Source organism: Micromonospora sp. NPDC001898, assembly GCF_042891255.1.
GTDB lineage: Bacteria > Actinomycetota > Actinomycetes > Mycobacteriales > Micromonosporaceae > Micromonospora.
This window is the reverse complement of sequence record NZ_JBIATC010000005.1, coordinates 312,847-331,067: the sequence shown is the minus strand read 5'-3', so window position 1 is coordinate 331,067 and position 18,221 is coordinate 312,847. Positions and strand designations below refer to the sequence as shown.

Below are 18,221 nucleotides of genomic sequence, written 5' to 3'. Positions count from 1 at the left end.
GCGACCGTGATCGCACTCCTGACAGCAAGCGTTAACGGCGATTCAGTCGCCCAACTGCTGGAAGGGAATGTCGTGGGGGAAGAGGCCATCACCGCTTCGACGGATTTCGTCAAGCCGGACTTCGCAACGGTTCAAAAGGAGGCCGAAACGGTCGACACGAGGGCGGTCCTGACGCTGCCCGTCGACCAGGAGCCGACCGCCAGTCGGCCCGCAGTCGCGCTCGCGCTGTGGCAGGACAGGACCGTCTCGACGGCGGAGCTGATCACCGCGGCCGAGGCGCGCTGCGCGGTCCGGCAGCCCCGCCTGCACACGTTCGTGCCGCTCTACACCACCAACCACTGCGACTCCGAGTGCAAGATGTGCTCGATGCGCAAGGGCAACAGCCGCATGGAACGCAAGTTCTCCGGCCGGAACGAGCTCCTTGAGCAGCTCAACATCCTCTTCACTCACGAAGGCGTCCGGGGCGTCGGTTTTCTGACGGGCGAGTACCAGGACAAGTACACGAGGTTGAGCACGGCTTTCCGCATCGGCTGGGCCATGCGGGCCGCCCTGGACATGGGCTTCGAACGGATCTACTTCAACATCGGCAGCATGGAGCCGGACGAGATCGACGTCCTCGCCGAATGGATCCGGCCCACCGAGCCGGTGACCATGTGCGTATTCCAGGAATCCTACGACCGGGAGACCTACCGGCGCTTCATGGGTAAGACGCCACTGGAGGTGCCCAAGGCCAACTTCGACCGCCGCGTCGTCTCCTTCGACCGTTGGCTCGACGCCGGATTCCGGTATGTTAACCCGGGCGTCCTCGTGGGGCTGCACGACGACGTCTCCGCAGAACTCGTCGATCTGGTCGCCCACGGCACTCACCTGCGCGACCGCGGGGCGATCGTGGATCTGTCGTTGCCCCGGATGCGCCCGGCCAACGCCTCGCGTGACACCACCCGCATCAACGACGACGACTACCTGCGGATGATGGCGGCAATCGCGTTCACCTGCCCCGAACAGCGGCTCGTACTCACCACCCGGGAACCGCAGGAGTTCCAGGACCGGGCGGTCGGCCTCGCCGGCGTGTTCAGCCCCGGCAGCCCCGACGTGGCCCCCTACCGGTCGGACAGGCAGGCGCAGAACGACGCGAACACCTCCCAGTTCCTCGTTGCCGACCTGCGCCGGCCCCGTCACATCCTGAGCCGGCTGGAAGCCAGCGGACTACAGGTCGACCACTTCGTCGATCCCGCCGGCGTTGCGACCGTCGCGATCGGTTGAGCAGGCAGGACGACCAGCAGCCCGTGTACCTGCTACACGGGCTGCTGGGTACCGCGTACGGACACTTCAGCGGCCAGATCCGCGCCTGGAGCGGCCGATACCAGGTCATCCCCATCGACCTGCCCGGGCACGGCCGCTGCCGCCTCGACGCGGGGCCCGACTACCTCGACACCGCGCTGCACTACGTGGTCGCGCTCGTTGAACGCTTCGGGCCCGGACGGCTCGTCGCCGCCTCCTACCTGGGTGGACCGCTCGCCACCCGCGCCGCCGCCGCCCGACCCGACCTGGTGCGGTCGCTGGTCCTCACCGGCTTCGCGCCGGGACTGGACCGCGACGTCTTCCTCACCCTGCTGGCCGGCTTCGGCACGCTCGTCGACGCGGACGCCGCCCTGATGGCGGAGTACGACCGGCTGCACGGCGCGCGCTGGCGCGCCACCCTGGCCGCCTTCACTCAGCACGTCGAGCGTGCCTTCGAGACGACGGCGCTGGTGCGCCCGCAGGACCTGGCCACGCTCGACGTCGACACGCTGCTGGTCAACGGCACGCTCAAGTCGGTCGAGCGGGTCGCCGCAACCGACGCGCGCCGGTACGGCCCCCGCGTGTGGGGGCACGTCCTCGACGGCGCGGGACACATCGCCAGCCACGACGCTCCGGAACAGTTCAACGAGGCCGTCGAGGCCTTCTGGCGAAAGGAGACAGCACGGTGAGCAGTGACCTGCGGGCGCAGCTTTCCCACCTGGTCCAGGAGGAAGACCCGCACCGCACGCTCGACTCGCTGGAGGCGGTGGTCGTGCGGACGTACCTCACCAACCAGGGCTACGGCGCGCCCGCCGAGGACGGGCCCCGGACGATCGAGGGGTGGGTGGCATGGGTCGGCCAGCATTCCAGCGCTTCCTGAGCACACCGGCGACCACTACCGGAGCTCGCTGGGGCGGGCAGTACGCCACCTGGGCCGAGCTGTCCGCCTCCCGCTGTGACCAGGTGCGCCCCGGCGGCGCGTACGTGGTCGACCCGACCTCCGGGCTGGCCTCCCTCGCCGCGCTGTTCGCGGTGGCCAGCGTGCCGGACACCACGCTGCTGTGGGCCACCGTCGACGCCGTCGCTGGTGGCCGCCGCGAACTCATGCCGGGTCTGCACGAGATCGACCCACCCCTCGTCGGCACCACCGACCGGCCCCTGTGGGGGGTGGCCACCTCCGGCAGCACCGGCCTGGCGAAGCTCGCCATCGGCCACGCGGACTCCTGGGAACTGGTCGCCCTGCACTACGAACAGGCGATGCTGCGACCGGCGTTCTCCGGGCGCACCCCGACGACACTCGCCACCTGCCTGCCACCGCAGTTCTCGGCCGCGTTCTTCATGACCGTGCTGCCCAGCCTCTTCCTCCAACGGGATCTGGTGGTCTTCCCGCCACACGACTGGTCGGCGGTGGCGCAGGCGCGCGGAGACACGTTCGTACTCAGCGTCCCGGCAGTCGCCGCCGCCGCCTGCGTCGGCACCCCGACGCCGCTGGAGATGGGGCACGTCGCTCTGTTCCTCGGCGGCGGGCACGTCACCAAGACCCGGGTCGACCTGATCCGGGACCGGTTCCGAGGTGTGGCACCGGCCAACCTGTACGGCACCGCCGAGACCGGGGCCATCGCCGTGGACCCCGACCCGGGCCACAACCAGCACGTCGGAGCGCCGATCCCGGGCAAGGCCGTGTGGATCCGGAACCCGGACGCCCGGGGGATCGGCCGGGTCGCGGTCTCCGGGGTGGACTGCTGTCACCACCTGTGGTGCCCCGGCGAGCCGCCCCGCCCGACGGGTGACCACGTCGCCAGCACCGACTACGGGCGATTCGACGCGGCCGGAAACCTGTGCCTGGAGGGCCGGGTGGACGGCGGCGAGAAGCTGCGCGGCGTCCTCGTCTACCCCCGGGCGATCGAACGGCACCTGCTGCTCCTGCCCGGCGTGGCGGATGCGCGGGTCCTCATCGAGCGCACCGACTCCGGGTTGGAGCGCCTCGTCGCCCGGATCGTCGGCGAGGTCGACCCGGCCGCCGTCCACGAGCACTGCCAGGACCTGGCGGAGAACGAACGGCCCGGGATCGTCGACGTCGTCTCCGAGCTGGCTGCCGGTGCCGTCTACAACGCCAACGGAAAGCTGCGATGACCATGCCCGACACCCGACGGTTCACGGTCCGGCCGGACGCGTTCTACGTCCGTCGTGCCGACGGCGTACGGCTCAGCAACAACGCCGGGTCGTTCACGATCCGGGGCGCCGGCGCGTACCAACTGGTCGCCGCCGTCTTCGGCAACCTGGACGGCGAGCGCACCCTCGACGACCTGGTGTCGGGGCTGTCCGAGACGGCCCGGCGCTCGGTACTGGAGCTCATCGCCACGCTGGCCCGCAACGGCTTGGTCGCCGAGGCACGGCACCCGGCTGAGCCGGTGCCGGACTGGCTGCGGCAGCTCTACCCGGCCCAGCTCGACTTCCTCGATCTGCACGCCGACCGACCCGTCACGCGGTTCCACCGGGCCCGGTCGGCGCCCCTGCTGGTCGCCGGCGGTGGTGTCGCGCTGACCGCGTTGCTCGGCGCGCTGACCGACTTCGGACTGGCCCGCCTCCACGTCCTGACCACGAAGGCGGCCGACGAGCAGGTGACCGCGGTACTCGCCGCAGCCGTCCGACGGGACAGCCAGCTGCGCTACGAGGTCCACCACGTCGACGAGATCCACCCGACGGATCTGGTCGACCGGGCGGGCCAGCTGGACGTCCCGATGGCGCTGCTCGCCGACGAGACACTCGGCGACGACCCGGACGCGCCGGCCCGCGTCGGCGCGGCCCAGCGCCGGCTCCGCGACTCCGGTCGCGGACTGGGGGTCCTCGGCCGGTGCGGCGACTTCACCGTGGCCCTGCCGGGCGGGCCCGACAGCTGCTGGGGTTGCCTCCACCGATGGCTGGCGGCCCGCGCCGTCGCGGTCACCGGCCAGCCGCTGCCGCTGGCGGCGGCTCCGGCCGCGGTCGCGGCTCTGCACCTGGCCCAGCACGCCTTCACCACCCTGGCCGGTGTGCCGCGCGCCGGCTTCGGGCGCATCGCCACCGTGGAACCGATCGCTCCGATCGTGCGCACCCACAAGCCGCGCCGCCACCCGAGCTGCCCCCTGCACGAGTCGAGCTCGCCACCGGCCCCGCACGGATCCTCACCGGCCCCGCCGAGCCACGAGGACGACCTGGTCCGCCCGGACATCCCCGCGGCCGAGGACAGCGCGGCCCTGGTGGCTGTCGCGGACCGCATCGTCACCGTGACCTCGGGCTGGACCGACCACCTCGTCGGGCCGATCCACCACCTTGCCGAGGGCGACGCCGACCAGCTGCCGCTGGCGGTGAGCATCTGCCGGGTCGCCGAGCCCGACAGCACCGCCGCCGCGCAGCGGACCACCAGAATCGCCTGCCGCTCGGTGTCGCCGCGTGAGGCCCGCAACCAGGTGGTCCTGGTGACGCTGGAGCACCTGGCCCGGCAGTTGGCCGTCGCCGCCGGGGTGCTCCCACCCGGCTGGTTCGTCGGCGCCGGCTGGTCCCGCGCGGAGGCCGGCTACCGGGCCCGCCTGGCAGCCTCCGCCGCCGTGGCATCCGACGCCACGGCGCCCGCCCGTTCGGAGACCGACTCCGCCACGGACGCGGTGCCGAGCCCGATCGGCGCGTTCCTCGTCGACGAGCTCGCCGCCGGCGGTCGGGAATGGCATCTCGACAGTGTGCGGACGATGCCCACCGGGTTCGTCCGCGTCATGCTGAGCACCGGCGGCGGTACCGTCGCCGGCTTCGGCGTGGACACCGCGCACGCCCTCGACAACGCCCTGCTCCGCGCCGTCGCGGACGGTCTGGCCGACGAGGCCGGGACAAACGCCGACCGGTACGTGCTCGGGCACCTGGCACCGCCGGTCCGGACCTGGTCCGACGCCCTCGCCCGGCTCGGCGGGCAGGCCCGACGGGACCCCGGCCGGGACCTCGGTCACCTGCTCGGCTTCCTCGACGGCGAGGCGTACGTGGTCGCCGCGCCGAGGGAGCTCTCGTGACCGCGGCGCTCACGTCGGCGGTGGACGTGGTCGGAGTGGGCTTCCTGGCGAGGCAGCTCGCCGCGCGGCTGGTGCGGCCCGCCGGGAGCGACCCCGGAGGTGTCTGCGTCCTGGTCGCCGAGCTCACCGAGGTGGACGCCTACCACGACACCATGGTGGAGTGCGTCGGGCTCGGGCGCTCACTGCTCTTCGTCGGCACGTGGCGGGGCCTGGTGTACATCGGCCCGGTGTGGGCGCCCGGCCGGGCAGGATGTGTCCGCTGCCTGGTCACCCGGGTCGCGAACACACCGTTCGGTCCCGATCTCGACGGCGACGCGGCACCGGACTCCTCGCACCGCGACGTCGACGTGTGGACCCTTCGCCCGGCCGCGCTGGCCATGGTGGAGCGGTACACGCAGGCATCCCTCGCCGGGGCCCTGGTGCCGCCCGGCTCGGTCCTGGTCGTGGACGCGGAAGCCGGTACGGCTGAGCCGCAGGTCCTGCTGCCGGACTCCACCTGCGTCGGCTGCGGCCGGCCGGGAGCCGATACCGTGCCGACGTTCACCCCCGTGGACGTCGCCCTGCAGAAGCTGGCCCCGGCGACGCTGCGCACCGCCCAGTTGGACGCCAGGACCGTCACCGCCGACTACCTGTTCCCCGGGTTGGGCCTGTTCAAGGAGCTCAAGCAGGACCTGCAGAACCCCTACGGCGCCTGCTCGGTGGAGCTCTCCACCCGGTGGGGCCGGCGGGAGCCGGCCATCGGTCGGGCGCGCAGCTACGCCGACAGCCGTACCATCGCGGTCCTGGAGGGCCTGGAGCGCTACGCCGGCATGCACCGGGGCGGCCGGCGGGCGCCGGTCCGGGCCGCGTACGCCGATATCGCCGACCACGCCCTGTACCCGCCCCGGCTGGGCACGCACCCGACCAGCTCGTACGCCATGGACGGCTTTCGTTACCGGGCCTTCGACCCCGAGACCGTCGTCGACTGGGTGTGGGGGTACTCGTTCCGCGACGGTGAGCGGGTGCTGATCCCCGAGCGGGCCGCGTTCTGGGGCCCTCGGCACGACGACGAGGTGTCGTTCTGCTACGACACCTCGAACGGGTGCGCCCTCGGCAACTCGGTGGAGGAGGCGATCCTGCACGGCCTGCGCGAGGTGGCCGAGCGGGACTCGTTCCTGCTCACCTGGTATCGCCGCCTGGCCCTGCCGGAGGTGGAGCTGCCCGACGACGGCGAGCTCGGCACCCTGCTGCGGAAGGCACGCCTGTTCACCGGATTCGACTTCCGGTGTTTCCGGTCCACCATGGAGTACCACCTGCCGACGTTCTGGCTCGTCGCGGAGGGCGGGGGCGGGCGGGGACGGGCGGTCGACGCTCCGGCGGTCTTCGCCGGGTCCGGCGCGCACCCCGACCCGAGGCAGGCGGTCCTCGGCGGGCTGCACGAGCTGATCGGCAGCATCCTGGCCACCCGGCACAGCTATCCGAGCCGTCGAGCCGACGGGCTGCGGATGCTCGCCGATCCGACCCTCATCCGGCGGATGGAGGATCACTCACTGGTCGGCGCCCTACCGGAGGCCCGGGGCCGCTACGCCTTCCTCCTCGACGGGCGGCGTCCGACCGTCCCGCTGGCCGAGATCCCGGGGACGGTCGTCGAGCACGACCTGGACATCCGCGCCGATCTGCGCCGGGCGGTCGGCGATCTGCTCGCCGCCGGCCTCGACGTACTGGTCGTGGACCAGAGCATGCCGGAGCTGACCCGCAACGGGCTGCACTGCGTCCGGGTCATCGTGCCCGGCCTGGTGCCGATGACGTTCGGGCATGTCAACCGGCGTACCGAGGGGCTGCCGCGACTCACGGACGGAACCGGGATCCCGTACGGCAGCCAACTGCTCCCCGGCGAGGAGGTGGGCAGTGTCCCGCACCCCTTCCCCTGATCGGGTCGCCGAGCACCTACGACTGCTCCGCGAGGATCCGCAGTCGGCGAACCCGCCCGGCTGGCGGGCTGATTTCAGCGACGGCCCCTGGCCGGTGAAGGTGCACCAGGGCGGTGAGCGGGCCCCGGCGACCGGTGCGCTGGCCCGGGTGCTGCGGGGCACGGTGGCGGTGACCGCGGTGCGCGGGCCGACCGCGACGCTGCGGCGGGCCGTTCCGTCGGGGGGCGCGATGCATCCCACCGAGGCGTACGTCGTGCTCACCGGGAGCGATCGGCTCTGCCACGTCGACCCGTACCGGTTGGAGTTGCTGGCGCTGCCCGGTGACAGCCCGACCCGGCGCCTGCGGGAGGGCCTGCGCCTGGCCGCGGACGCGCCGCTCCCGGCCGTCGTGCTCCTGCTGACCAGCCGGTTCTGGAAGAACTTCTACAAGTACGGCGACTTCTCCTACCGCCTGGGGGCGGTCGATGCCGGAGTCGTGCTCGGGCGGCTGCTGCGCCTCGCCGGGAGCGAGTTCGGCGCCACGTGGGTGCGGACCGACTTCGCCGACGACGCGTTGAACGACTGCCTGGGCGTGGACGGCCGCGACGAGAGCGTGTACGCCGTCGTCGGCTGCGGCCCGAACGTGGCGACCGGCGGTGCCGACGTGACCGGCCGGGCCGCCTCGCCGCCCGTCGCGGCGCCCCGCCTGGTGGAGCGGTCACGCCGGGTCAAGCGATCACCGGTCTTCGACATGGTGCACGCGTCCGCCCGCTCGGCCCCGTCAGCTCGGGCGGTGGCCGCCGGGGCACCCCCCGCCGCACCGCTCGCGGCGTCCGGTGCCGTCGGGGCGGGGACGGTGGAGTTGCCCCCGCCCCTCGCGGTCGATCTCACCGACGAGGACGTGATCGTCCGCCGGCGGTCCGGGGGTCGACAGTTCACGGGCCGGCCGGCCGGCCCGGCACAGCTGGCCACCGTGCTGCGGCAGGCGACCACAGCGATCACCACCCTGCGTCGCCACGGTGGCCCGAGGCTGCCGGAGATCACCTTCTGCGTGGCCGTGCACCGGGTGCCGGGCGTCCCGGCGGGCTGGTACGCCCACCACGACGGCCGGCTCATCCCGGTCGGTCGCGGCCCGGACCCCGACCTCGGCCCGTACCTACAGGGCGCGCTCTTCGGCAGTTCGGTCAACGCCGAACTCGCCGCCTTCACCGTGCACGCCGTCGCCTCGCCCCGGCAGGCGGGCCGGTCGGCCCGCAACTACCGCACGCAGCAACTGGCCGTGGGCGTGGCGATGGAGGCGGTGGTCCTGGCGGCGACGGCGGTCGGGCTGGGCAACCACCCGTTCCTCGGTTTCGACGCGCCGGCCGTCGACGCCGCGTACGGCCTGGACGGCCAGGGCTCCGGCGCGCAAGCGCAGATCTGTGTCGGTGTCGTGCGCGCCGGCTCCGAGTGGGAGGTGACGGTGAGGCCCCGATGACCGGAGAATTCAGTCCGTACGCGCTCTTCCGGCGCGGCACGATCGGCCTGGCCGCCCTGGACGACCTGGTCCCCCGGCGGTTCTGGGCGTTGCTGGACGAGGTCGACGCCACGGCGCGGCGACGGCGGCCGCTGGCGGAGAAGCTGGGTGACGCGCTGCACGCCCTGGTGCCGCAGGCGTCACCCGAGGACCGTCGTGACCTGTTGGCGCTCCGCCGCGTCGTGCACAACGACCGGGTGGCCCGACCGCCGTACCGGCGGGACCTGCTGCCCGAGCCGGTGCGGCACCTGCTGGACGAGTGGTGCCGGGAACGCGACGCGGCCGACGCCCTGGCCGCGCGGGTCCAGGAGGTGCTGTCCGCGGAGTTGACCGCCGGGCGTCGGACGCTGGCGGCCGTGGCCCAGGGTGAGGAGTTCCAGCGTGGGGTGCAGCTCTCCGGCGAGGACGTCTACCGCGAGGTGATGGCGTACGCGGCGGACCCGTTCGACCAGGGCCGCAAACCGAGCCGGGCCCGGCGGGCCGAGAGCACGATCACGAGCTTCGCCTACCGGGTGGCGCTCAAGCCCTCCCCGTTCGGTGCCTTCACCGAGATCGGTGCCGGGCCGTGGGAGTGGCGGGGGACGCCGGGAAACCGTCGCACCCAGGTCCGGCTCAGCGTCGGCCTGCTCATGTGGATGGTGCACCAGCTTCACCGCATCGACGGCGCGGACGACCTGCTGCGGATACGACTGAACAACTCGCTCGCGGTGCGGGACGGTCGCGCGGTCTTCGTCCGCCGCCCCATCGAGGGCGCCGACGACGGGTTCGATCCGGACCGGGTCGTCGTCGCGCGCCACACCGACCTGGTCCGCGTCCTGACGACCGCGCTGGGCGAGGGCGATCTGACGGTACGACAGCTCCGCGAGCGGCTCGTGGCAGCGGGGCTGGCGCCCACCGCGGTCGGAGAGACCATCGACAAGCTGGTCAAGGTCGGCCTGTGCCACCGGGGTATCGGCCTACCGGACCAGACCACCGACCTGGCCGGCCGGACCGCGGTGCTGCTGCGGAAGGTCGACACTCCGGCGGCGGCGAGCTGCGCGGAGATCTTCGAACGGCTCAGCGCCATCGAACGCTCCTACGGGTTCGCCAGCGCCCGGCGGCGCACCGGTCTGCTGGCCGAGTTGCGGAAGCTGGTGCACCGGTTCGCCGAGGTGTGCGGCGGGCCGCCCCCGGCGCGGGAGGCGATGCGCGCGGCCATGTACGAGGACGTCGGCACCCACGCCCGGCCGAGCTCGTGGCGGCCGGAGCTGCTGACCGCGAACCGCGAGTCCTTCGACCTGTTGCAGCGGCTGGTGCCGGTGCTCGACGACGCGACCATCGAGAAGCTGGGGCTGTACCGCTTCTTCACCCGACGCTTCGGCGCGACCGCCGAGGTGCCGCTCGTGGAGCTGTACCGGCAGTTCTCCGAGCTGCCGCCGGCGGAGGCGAGCGCGGTGATGTGTGGCGTGGACGATCCGGCCAGCGAGGGCGTCCGGGCGATGCGTGGCGAGTTCTTCGACCTGCTGCGGGCGCGCCTGGGCGCCGCCCCGGAGGCGGAGCAGCTCACGCTGGACCCCGGCGACCTACGTGCCGTCACCGACCGGCTCCCCGCGTCGGTGCAGCCGTGGCGGTCGGCGGCGTACCGGGTGCAGTTCGACCAGGCGGGCAGCAGAGCGGTGATCAACGGAATGACCACCGGGCACGGGGTGTTCTTCTCCCGGTTCTGCGATCTGCTGGCGCCGGAGGACGGCGACGGCTGGGATCTCGCCACGGCACTGCGCCGGCACGTCGCCCGCACCGGTCCCCGGCAGACCGACCTCACGCTGGTGCTGGGGCTGAATTTCAACCTGCATCCCCGGCTGAGCCCGCTGGAGCTGGTGTACCCGGGCTCGGTGGCCGCGCCCGGCGGCCGGGCGGCGATGACGCTCGCCGACCTCACGGTGCGGGCCGATCCGGAGCGGCACCGGCTCGTGCTGGTCTCCGGCCGCGACGGCGAGCCCATCGACCTGGTGCCGCTGAACTTCCTCTATCCCGCAGCAGCGCCCATGTTGTACCGGTTCCTGTGCGTTTTCGCGCCCACCCGCACCTATCGGGGTGGCCTGTGGGACCAGTTGGACCGCGCCGACGGCCCGCGGACCGGCCCCCGTCCCCGGCTGGTCCTCGGCGACCTGGTGCTGGATCGGCGGTCCTGGCGCTTCGGCGTCGACCAGCTCCCCGGGTTGGCTGAGCTGGAGCGCTACGAGGGCAGCGGGCTGGCCGCCTTCGACAGTTGGCGCCGCTCCGTCGGCCTACCACGGGAGCTGTTCTTCCGGATGATGGCGCCGCCGGTGGTGCCCACCGGCAAGCGGGACCTGCTGGCCGAAACCCGCCAGTGGGCGCTGGAGGCGCGCAGCGCCCGGCTGCACAAACCGCACTACCTGGACGTACGCAACCCCTTCCTGTGTCACGTCTTCGCCAAGCAGGCGCGGGCGATGACGGGTGGATCGGTGCTGCTCCACGAGTGCCTGCCGATACCCGAGCGCCAGAACGAGCCCGCTGCGGCCGAGGAGTTCTTCGTGGAGTTCAACCGGGCGGTGACCGATGTCGGATGACGTCTGGCGCAGTCTGCACGTACACCGTTTCGGCCGTCAGGACGCGTTCCTCGTCGAGGGGCTGGCACCTGCGCTGGCCCGGCTACGCGCCGAGGGCGCGGTGCGGCGCTCGTTCTTCCTGCGCTACTGGGAGGGTGGACACCACATCCGGGTGCGGGTGCGCACCGACCCGGCCGCCGCGGACGTCGTCGTGGCGCGGCTGGCGGAGGCGGCCACCCGGTACCTGCGCGGGAACCCGGACGACGTCGAGTTCGACCAGGACGAGTTCATGCGGGAAGCGCAGCCCACGATGGCCGCGTTGGAGGCCGTGTCACCCGGGCGGATGTACCCACCGGACACCGTCCGGGAGGCGACCTACACCCCCGAGTACGACAAGTACGGCGGCCCGGGCGGGGTGGCCATCGCCGAGGATTTCTTCGACCGCAGCTCCAGGCTCGTGCTGGCCGCCCTGCCACGGCTGGCCGCGCAGCCGGATCGCCGGCTCGGTCTGGGCTTCACGATGATGCTGCGCGGGCTCTGCGCGGCCGGGCTCTCCCCCGCCGAGGTGGCGGTCTTCTTCCGCGACTACTGCCTGCTGTGGTCGCCGTGGGTGTTCGACGAGTTCCTGGAGACCTGGCCGACGCTGCTGGCGGACTGCGGCGGCCCGGTGACCGACCAGGCCCGCCGGACGCTCGTCACGCTCCCACTGGCCGACGGCTACAGCACCGCGGTACGGGCGGCCGTCACCGCAGAGCACGCCGATCCGACGGTGCTGCCCGCAGTGGCGTTGGCCGGGGCGGACGCGGACGACGCGCGTCGTCGGCGGGTGCTGCTGGTCGGCTATCTGCACACCCACAACAACCGGCTCGGTCTGACCCCCGAGCGGGAGGCTTTCCTGGGCTTCCTCGGCCACCACGTGCTCAGCGGGTGCGCCGACGTGGCCCCGGACCCCGACCTGATCGACCGCGTCCGCGCCTACCGGGCGCACCGTCTCGGCACCCTGACCACGACCGCACCGTAACCGGAGGACACAGATGGATGTGACCGCTCGAACCTATCCTTTCACCCGGAACCGGCCGTTCGAGGAGCCGCCGGAGTGGGGCTGGCTGCGCGAGCACGCCCCCGTATCCACGGTCAAGCTGGCCAGCGGCGACCAGGCCTGGGTGGTCACCCGCTACGAGGACGTCCGCGCCGCGATGACGGAACAGAGCTTCAGCCGCACCATCAACCGGGACGGCGCCGCGCGGGTCTCCACCGGATACCAGGCGGACCGGTCGAGCCCCGTCTTCAACTTCGGTGGTTCCATCTCCGAACCGCCCGGCCACACCCGCTGGCGCCGCATCGTCGCCAAGGCGTTCACCCAGCGCCAGGCGGACGTGATGCGGCCCCGGATCGCCGCACACACCGAAGACATCCTCGACGAGATCATGGCGAGGGGCGATCGCTTCGACCTGATGACCGACTTCGCCTACCAGCTGCCGATCCGGGTGATCTGCGACCTGCTCGGCATCGAGATCGAGAACCGCCCCGAGTTCACCGAGCTGGCCGCCAAGCTCACCCGCCGGGACATGCAGTCGTCGTTCGCCGAGTTCGGCGAGGCGCTCGGCGGCATCGGCCGGTACGCCGCCATGCTGATCGCCCGCAAGCGGCGTGCCCTCGGCGACGACCTGCTCAGCAAGCTGATCGCGTTGAAGGACGAAGACGAGTCGCAGCTCTCCAACGAGGAACTCGTCTCGACCGTGATCCTCCTGCTCATGGCCGGCTACGAGAGCACCGCCGTCCAGCTGGGCAACGCGTTTTTCGCGCTGTTCCTCAACCCGTCGCAACTGACCGTGCTGCGTGAGCGCCCCGAGCTGATCGGCAACGCGGTGGAGGAGCTGATGCGCTGGGGGCAGATGGGCACCGGCTTCGCCGTCGCGAAGTCCGCCACCGCCGACATCGAGCTGGGCGGCGTCACGATTCCGGCCGGCGCGACGGTGTTCATCTCGCTCGGCTCGGGCAACCGGGACACGTCCGTCTTCGGGGTGGACGCCGATGTACTTGACCTGACCCGCCCGTCGGCCACCAGCCAGATCGCGTTCAGCTACGGGCCGCACTACTGCCTGGGGGCGGCGCTGGCGCGGGCCGAGATGCAGGAGGCGATCTCCCGCATCCTGGCCCGCTTCCCCGACCTGCGCCCCGACGGCGAACTGTCCGACGTGGTCCTGTCGAGCAACCTGTTCACGTACTACCCACGCGAGCTGCCGGTCACGACCGCCGGGAGGGCGCGATGACCACGTCACCGCTCGCCACCGCGGACCTTCCCGCCGGGCTGCGGTGGGACGCCGACCGCAGCCGGTTGAAGGTCCGCGACCCGCGCCTGGCGGAGATCGTCCTGCGCGACCCGCACATCATCACCGGGGTCGACCACGGCAAGTCGGACCGGGCGGGTGCCCTGCCGTCACCCGGTCAGGCGCCCACGATCACCCAGTTCTTCGAGCTCTGGTACACCGTCGGCGAGCAGTACCACGTCTTCAACACCGAGCTGCGCCGGGCGTTCACGGTCCGGACGGTCAGCGGCTTCGAAGCGGCCTTCCTCGATCAGGCCGAGCGGTGTGTGACGGCCATGCCGCCCCGGGGCGACCTGGCCCGCGACTACCTCTCGCCGTACTTCATGCACAGCACCTTCCTCCTCATCGGAGTGCCCGAGGCGGAGTGGCCCCGGCTGACCAAGGTCGCCCGGTTGGTGATCCACCTGTTCAAGCAGCAACTGCTGGGGGTCACCAAGTACGGCCCGCGGGAGGCTGCCGCCTTCGCGACGTCGATGCGCTACCTGAAGCAACTAACCGACCAGCTGCTCGCCGGTCCGGGCGAGGAGCCGTTCCTGCTGGCCGCCCGTCAACTGGCGCGGATCGACCCCAGCACCTGGCCGATCGCCGCCCTGGTCGGGCAACTGCTCATGGCCGGCATCGAACCGATGATCGTAGGGTCGAGCATCGCCTGCCGGGACATCTGGTCCGTGCCGCACCTGCGCGACGCGATCCTGCGCGAGACCGTCGACGTGACCGACCTGGCCGAGGAGGTGCTGCGCCAGAACCCGCCGTTCGGCAACATCTTCCGCTTCGTCAGCGAACCGTGCGACTGCCTGGGGCTGCCGCTGCCCGCCGGCACGATCGTGGCGATCGACGTGGCGGCGGTGAACCTGCAGCGGACCGCCGCCGCCGACCCGGCCCACGGCTGCCCCGTCCGCCCGAGCGAGGTGCTCACCTTCGGCAGGGGCACGCACTACTGCCTGGGTGCGCACAGCGCACGGATCCAGGTCGCGGCGGGGGTACGCCAGCTGGTCCACGGCCGACCCGAGCTGCGGATCGACGTCGCCGGCACACGGATCGACACCCACAACAACCTCAAAGAGGTACGCAGTATCCCGTACCGGATCGGGGACGAGGATGTCGACTGAGCCGGGCACGGTCACCGCCCTTCCCGGCGAACCGCTGGTGACCGCCGGACGGGGGCCGACCGGCGAGCCGCTCCCGCCGGGTCTGCACTGGCGCCCCGACACCCGCCAGTGGGTGGTGCGCAGCCATGACCTCGCCGACACCGTCCTGCGCGACCCGCACATCGGCACGGCGCTGGAACCCGATCGGGAGGGGATCCCGCTGCCCGGGGTGGCCGACGTCCCGTCCGTGGCCCAGTTCTTCGAGCTGTGGTATCACCGCGGCGCCAACCACCCCACGTTCAGTCGGGCGCTGCGTCGAGCGTACGCACCGTCCTCGGTAGGCGAGTTCGTCGACGCGTTCGCCGACCTGGCCACCGCCCGAGCGGCGGCCCTGCCGCCGGCGGGTGACCTGGTCGCGGAGTTCATCGAGCCGTTCTGCCTGGACGGCACGTTCCGACTGATGGGCTTCCCGCCGACCCGGTGGCCGGCGCTGGCCAAGATCTACAAGATCGTCATGTACGTCATCCGCGCCCGCTTCGGCGGCGTGCTCGACCTGCCGGAGCGGTCCACAGCGGCGTTCGCCGCCGCGATGCGCTACCTGCGGCAAGCCGTGGAGGAGTTGACCGCCGGGCCGGCGGCCACCCCGCTGGCGGCCTGCCTGCGGGCGTACGCCGAGGCGGAGGGCCCGGACCCGTGGGCGGACGTGGCGACGGTCGCCCAACTGCTGGCGGCCGGAGTCCCCCAGGTCTCCACCGGGATCGGCGTGGCCTGTCACGCGCTCTACGGCGACCGGGCGCTGCTGGCCTCGGCCAGGGCAGGCGGGGTCGAGCTGACGGATGTCGCCGAGGAGGCCATGCGGTTGTCGCCGCCGTTCCTCGGCGTCTATGGCTGGGTGACGACGGACTGCGACTGCCTGGGCGTACGGCTGCGACCACGCGACGCGGTCGTCGTCGACATAGCCGCGGTCAATCTCGATTCCGATCGGGTGACGGAGCCGACCAGCTTCTGCCCCGGTCGCAGCCGAAGCGTCAACATCACCTTCGGCAAGGGCGCGCACTACTGTCTCGGCGCCGCCAGCGCACGCATGCAGGTCGTGGCTGGCCTGGCCGGGCTGGTCGGCCGCTGGGACGTGCACCCGGACGTCTCCGGCTTCCGGGTGACCGACGACGGCTTCGCCCGGACGGTGCACGCCCTGCCCTACCGGCTGGACGTGACCGGCCTGGCCGCCCGCTGAGTGGGGTAGCGGGCGGCTAGGTCGGTAGCGACGCCGACCACGGCATCGCCGCCACGTCAGCGGGGATCCTCTGCTGCGGCGCTGCCCGCCGCAGCACCGCGTGCGTCGCCTGCCACGTCTCGGTCAGGTCCGTCGTCGCCTCGTCGGAGCTGAGCATGGAGCGGTGCAGGCGACGTAGCGCCGGCGCCGGTTCGAGACCGCGCTTCTCGGTGAGTCCCGTCCGGAGCCGTTGGTACGCCTCCAGTGCCTCACACCGTCGTCCCGACCGATAGAGCGCGAGCATGAGATGAGCCACCAGGCCCTCGTGGGTGGGATGCTGCGCGGTCACCGCGGAGAGCTCACCGAGCAGCTCGTGGTGGCGACCGAGGCGCAGGTCGGCCTCGATCCGACAGTCGAGGGCGTTGAGCCGGACCTCGCCGAGGCGCTGGGCGTATATCCGCAGTCGTCGGCCCGCCTGAACGTCCACCAGGGCCGGGCCCCGCCACCAGCTCAGCGCCTCGGCGAACGCGCGGGCCGCCGCGGCGTAGTCCTGCCGCTCCCGGGCACGGTGTCCCACGTTGGCGAGTCGCTCGAAGTGGCTGGCGTCGACGGAGTCAGCCGGCACCCGCAGCTGGTAGCCGGCGGACGTGGTCACCAGGACCTTCTTGGCATCGTCCGCCACGCCCGTCTGCCGAGCGGCGGCATCGATCAGCTTGCGGAGGCTGAGGATGTAGGTCTGGGTCGTGGTGCGGGCGTTGCGGGGCGGCGATTCCTGCCATAACTCGGAGATGAGCACATTTATGGGGACCACATCATTGGTGTGCGCGGCCAATACGGCGAGCACGGTGCGGGGTTTGGCCGCTGTCGGAGCGATGGGTCGGTTGTGATGAGTGGCGGCGAGCGGGCCAAGGATGGCGATACGCAACGTTCGTCCCCTCCATTAATTGCACGGCCGATCAGCGCGTTCTGCACGGCACTGAAACTGGCAGCCCGCAGCCCGACCAGCCCTGAGCATAACGGATCTTCATGCTCCGCATTGCCTCGCAGATTGACGGCAGCCGTCACCGTCCGCAATGTCCGCGCGGTCCGGGGGCATGTCGGCGGCCCGTCGGCAGCCGACCCGGAGAAGTACGCCCAGGCCCCGGACCGGGACTCTTCCCTGGCCGCACCCCGTCCGGTGAGGACCGGCACGAGCCGCCCGTGGCGCACCAGCCAGCCTGGTCGGCCGAGCGCCCCCGCCCCGTGCATCGCGAAGCCCTGTCCCGTCCACAGGACGGGGAGCCGCCGCATCGAGGTGTCTGGCAATTGACTCTTTCGTGCTCCTCCCGGTCCACGCGACCGCGGCCGAGCGTGCTCGGGCGGCAGCGGAGGGTAACCCCACGGGCGGCCGTCGCGGCCCGCCCACCGGCGGGCGGACGCCGGGCGCCGACACGGAGGCCCCGCCCCTTCGACCGCGCTGAGTCGTTGTTCCCCCGTGCTAAAGTCTGCGCGTGCTCGACATAATCACCACGAGGTCCGATCCCGCCGTTCAGCGAATCATCGACGTCACGAAGCACTCGAGGTCCATTGTTCGGACGGCGCTGATTGAGGACGCGGAGCCTCTCGTTCAGTGCATTCGCGCGGGCGTGGAGTTTGTCGAGGTCTACGGGATCGACACCAATCCCGTGCCGGATGCGCTTCTCACCGCCTGTCGGCAGCGGAACATTCCGGTCCGGCTGATCGAATCGTCGATCGTGAAGCAGATTTTCAAGACCGACAAGGTGCCGAAGACATTCGGCATCGCCCGGGTGCCGAGGCCGTGGGGCTTGAACGATCTGGCCCGCTCGACCGGCGACGTCATCGTCCTCGACGGCGTGAAGATCGTCGGCAACATCGGGGCCATCGTGCGGACGTCGTTCGCGCTTGGCTCCGCGGGCATCGTGCTCGTGGACAGTGATCTTGTCAGCATCGCGGATCGCCGCCTGGTCAGGGCGAGCCGGGGATACGTCTTCTCACTGCCCGTCATTCTCGCGTCGCGGACGGAGGCTGTCGACTACTTCCGAGGCACGGACATGCGACTGATGGCCTTCGACGCTGACGGGGAGTTCGCCGTCAGCGATCTCCGCAACGTCGACGAGCGGTTGGCGCTCCTGTTCGGCAGCGAGAAGACCGGCACGTCGAGCGACTTCGAGGGAATCTCGGCCGGGTCGGTCTCGATTCCCATCAATCCCGCCGCCGAGTCGCTCAACGTCTCCGTCTCCGCCGGTATCGCGCTGTACGAGAGGGTCGCCCGCAACCTCTCCCGGTGAGCCGAGCGGTAGCCGACCGCGCTACCGCGA

General features: G+C 71.8%; 14 protein-coding genes. 13 read left to right on the top strand and 1 reads right to left on the bottom strand.

Features of this window, described 5'->3' with window-relative positions; genetic code table 11:
- Window positions 1–6: 6 nt before the first annotated feature.
- The 12 genes from nocL to ACFYZF_RS14510 are packed head-to-tail and all read left to right on the top strand — an operon-like array spanning window position 7 to window position 15,924.
- Window positions 7–1,263 (top strand): 3-methyl-2-indolic acid synthase, encoded by a 1,257-nt coding sequence (gene nocL / locus ACFYZF_RS14565; RefSeq protein ID WP_387020042.1) that lies wholly within the window; start codon window positions 7–9, stop codon window positions 1,261–1,263.
- The gene (locus ACFYZF_RS14560; RefSeq protein WP_387020038.1) at window positions 1,260–1,970 is read left to right on the top strand and encodes an alpha/beta fold hydrolase; all 711 of its coding nucleotides are present in this window, start codon (window positions 1,260–1,262) and stop codon (window positions 1,968–1,970) included. The genes nocL and ACFYZF_RS14560 overlap by 4 nt, the downstream gene beginning before the upstream one ends.
- The gene (locus ACFYZF_RS14555) at window positions 1,967–2,161 is read left to right on the top strand and encodes a hypothetical protein (protein ID WP_387020036.1); all 195 of its coding nucleotides are present in this window, start codon (window positions 1,967–1,969) and stop codon (window positions 2,159–2,161) included. The genes ACFYZF_RS14560 and ACFYZF_RS14555 overlap by 4 nt, the downstream gene beginning before the upstream one ends.
- Window positions 2,131–3,414, top strand: a complete 1,284-nt coding sequence (locus ACFYZF_RS14550) for an AMP-binding protein (RefSeq protein ID WP_387020033.1) — start codon at window positions 2,131–2,133, stop codon at window positions 3,412–3,414. Before ACFYZF_RS14555 ends, ACFYZF_RS14550 begins: the two co-directional genes overlap by 31 nt.
- On the top strand, window positions 3,411–5,318 hold the full coding sequence (locus tag ACFYZF_RS14545; RefSeq protein WP_387020030.1) for a hypothetical protein: 1,908 nt from the start codon (window positions 3,411–3,413) through the stop codon (window positions 5,316–5,318). Before ACFYZF_RS14550 ends, ACFYZF_RS14545 begins: the two co-directional genes overlap by 4 nt.
- Window positions 5,315–7,228: a TOMM precursor leader peptide-binding protein gene (locus tag ACFYZF_RS14540; RefSeq protein ID WP_387020027.1), complete on the top strand. Its 1,914-nt coding sequence runs from the start codon at window positions 5,315–5,317 to the stop codon at window positions 7,226–7,228. Before ACFYZF_RS14545 ends, ACFYZF_RS14540 begins: the two co-directional genes overlap by 4 nt.
- A complete protein-coding gene (locus tag ACFYZF_RS14535) occupies window positions 7,206–8,684 on the top strand; it encodes a nitroreductase family protein (RefSeq protein WP_387020024.1) in 1,479 nt (492 codons plus the stop codon). The genes ACFYZF_RS14540 and ACFYZF_RS14535 overlap by 23 nt, the downstream gene beginning before the upstream one ends.
- On the top strand, window positions 8,681–11,293 hold the full coding sequence (locus tag ACFYZF_RS14530) for a lantibiotic dehydratase (RefSeq protein WP_387020022.1): 2,613 nt from the start codon (window positions 8,681–8,683) through the stop codon (window positions 11,291–11,293). Before ACFYZF_RS14535 ends, ACFYZF_RS14530 begins: the two co-directional genes overlap by 4 nt.
- Window positions 11,283–12,293, top strand: a complete 1,011-nt coding sequence (locus ACFYZF_RS14525; RefSeq protein WP_387020019.1) for a lantibiotic dehydratase C-terminal domain-containing protein — start codon at window positions 11,283–11,285, stop codon at window positions 12,291–12,293. Before ACFYZF_RS14530 ends, ACFYZF_RS14525 begins: the two co-directional genes overlap by 11 nt.
- A 13-nt stretch (window positions 12,294–12,306) precedes the next feature.
- Window positions 12,307–13,545 carry a cytochrome P450 gene (locus ACFYZF_RS14520; protein ID WP_387020016.1) on the top strand — a complete coding sequence of 413 codons (1,239 nt, stop codon included), beginning with the start codon at window positions 12,307–12,309 and terminating at the stop codon, window positions 13,543–13,545.
- A complete protein-coding gene (locus ACFYZF_RS14515) occupies window positions 13,542–14,711 on the top strand; it encodes a cytochrome P450 (protein ID WP_387020014.1) in 1,170 nt (389 codons plus the stop codon). The genes ACFYZF_RS14520 and ACFYZF_RS14515 overlap by 4 nt, the downstream gene beginning before the upstream one ends.
- Entirely contained in the window at window positions 14,701–15,924 is a 1,224-nt protein-coding gene (locus ACFYZF_RS14510) for a cytochrome P450 (RefSeq protein WP_387020011.1), read from the top strand. The genes ACFYZF_RS14515 and ACFYZF_RS14510 overlap by 11 nt, the downstream gene beginning before the upstream one ends.
- A 16-nt stretch (window positions 15,925–15,940) precedes the next feature.
- Here the strand turns inward: ACFYZF_RS14510 and ACFYZF_RS14505 are convergent, their stop codons facing one another.
- Window positions 15,941–16,747 carry a BTAD domain-containing putative transcriptional regulator gene (locus ACFYZF_RS14505; RefSeq protein ID WP_387020009.1) on the bottom strand — a complete coding sequence of 269 codons (807 nt, stop codon included), beginning with the start codon at window positions 16,745–16,747 and terminating at the stop codon, window positions 15,941–15,943.
- A 646-nt stretch (window positions 16,748–17,393) separates the two neighbouring features.
- On the opposite strand from ACFYZF_RS14505, the gene nshR reads away from it, so the two are divergent.
- On the top strand, window positions 17,394–18,191 hold the full coding sequence (gene nshR / locus ACFYZF_RS14500; protein ID WP_387020006.1) for an NshR/TsnR family 23S rRNA methyltransferase: 798 nt from the start codon (window positions 17,394–17,396) through the stop codon (window positions 18,189–18,191).
- Window positions 18,192–18,221 lie beyond the last annotated feature (30 nt).

What these genes read in the sequence shown, in the direction of transcription:
- ACFYZF_RS14515 (WP_387020014.1), top strand. Translation starts at nt 13,542, where the DNA reads ATGACCACGTCACCGCTCGCCACCGCGGACCTTCCCGCCGGGCTGCGG.
- ACFYZF_RS14520 (WP_387020016.1), top strand. Translation starts at nt 12,307, where the DNA reads ATGGATGTGACCGCTCGAACCTATCCTTTCACCCGGAACCGGCCGTTC.
- ACFYZF_RS14550 (WP_387020033.1), top strand. Translation starts at nt 2,131, where the DNA reads ATGGGTCGGCCAGCATTCCAGCGCTTCCTGAGCACACCGGCGACCACT.
- ACFYZF_RS14545 (WP_387020030.1), top strand. Translation starts at nt 3,411, where the DNA reads ATGACCATGCCCGACACCCGACGGTTCACGGTCCGGCCGGACGCGTTC.
- ACFYZF_RS14530 (WP_387020022.1), top strand. Translation starts at nt 8,681, where the DNA reads ATGACCGGAGAATTCAGTCCGTACGCGCTCTTCCGGCGCGGCACGATC.
- ACFYZF_RS14525 (WP_387020019.1), top strand. Translation starts at nt 11,283, where the DNA reads ATGTCGGATGACGTCTGGCGCAGTCTGCACGTACACCGTTTCGGCCGT.
- ACFYZF_RS14510 (WP_387020011.1), top strand. Translation starts at nt 14,701, where the DNA reads ATGTCGACTGAGCCGGGCACGGTCACCGCCCTTCCCGGCGAACCGCTG.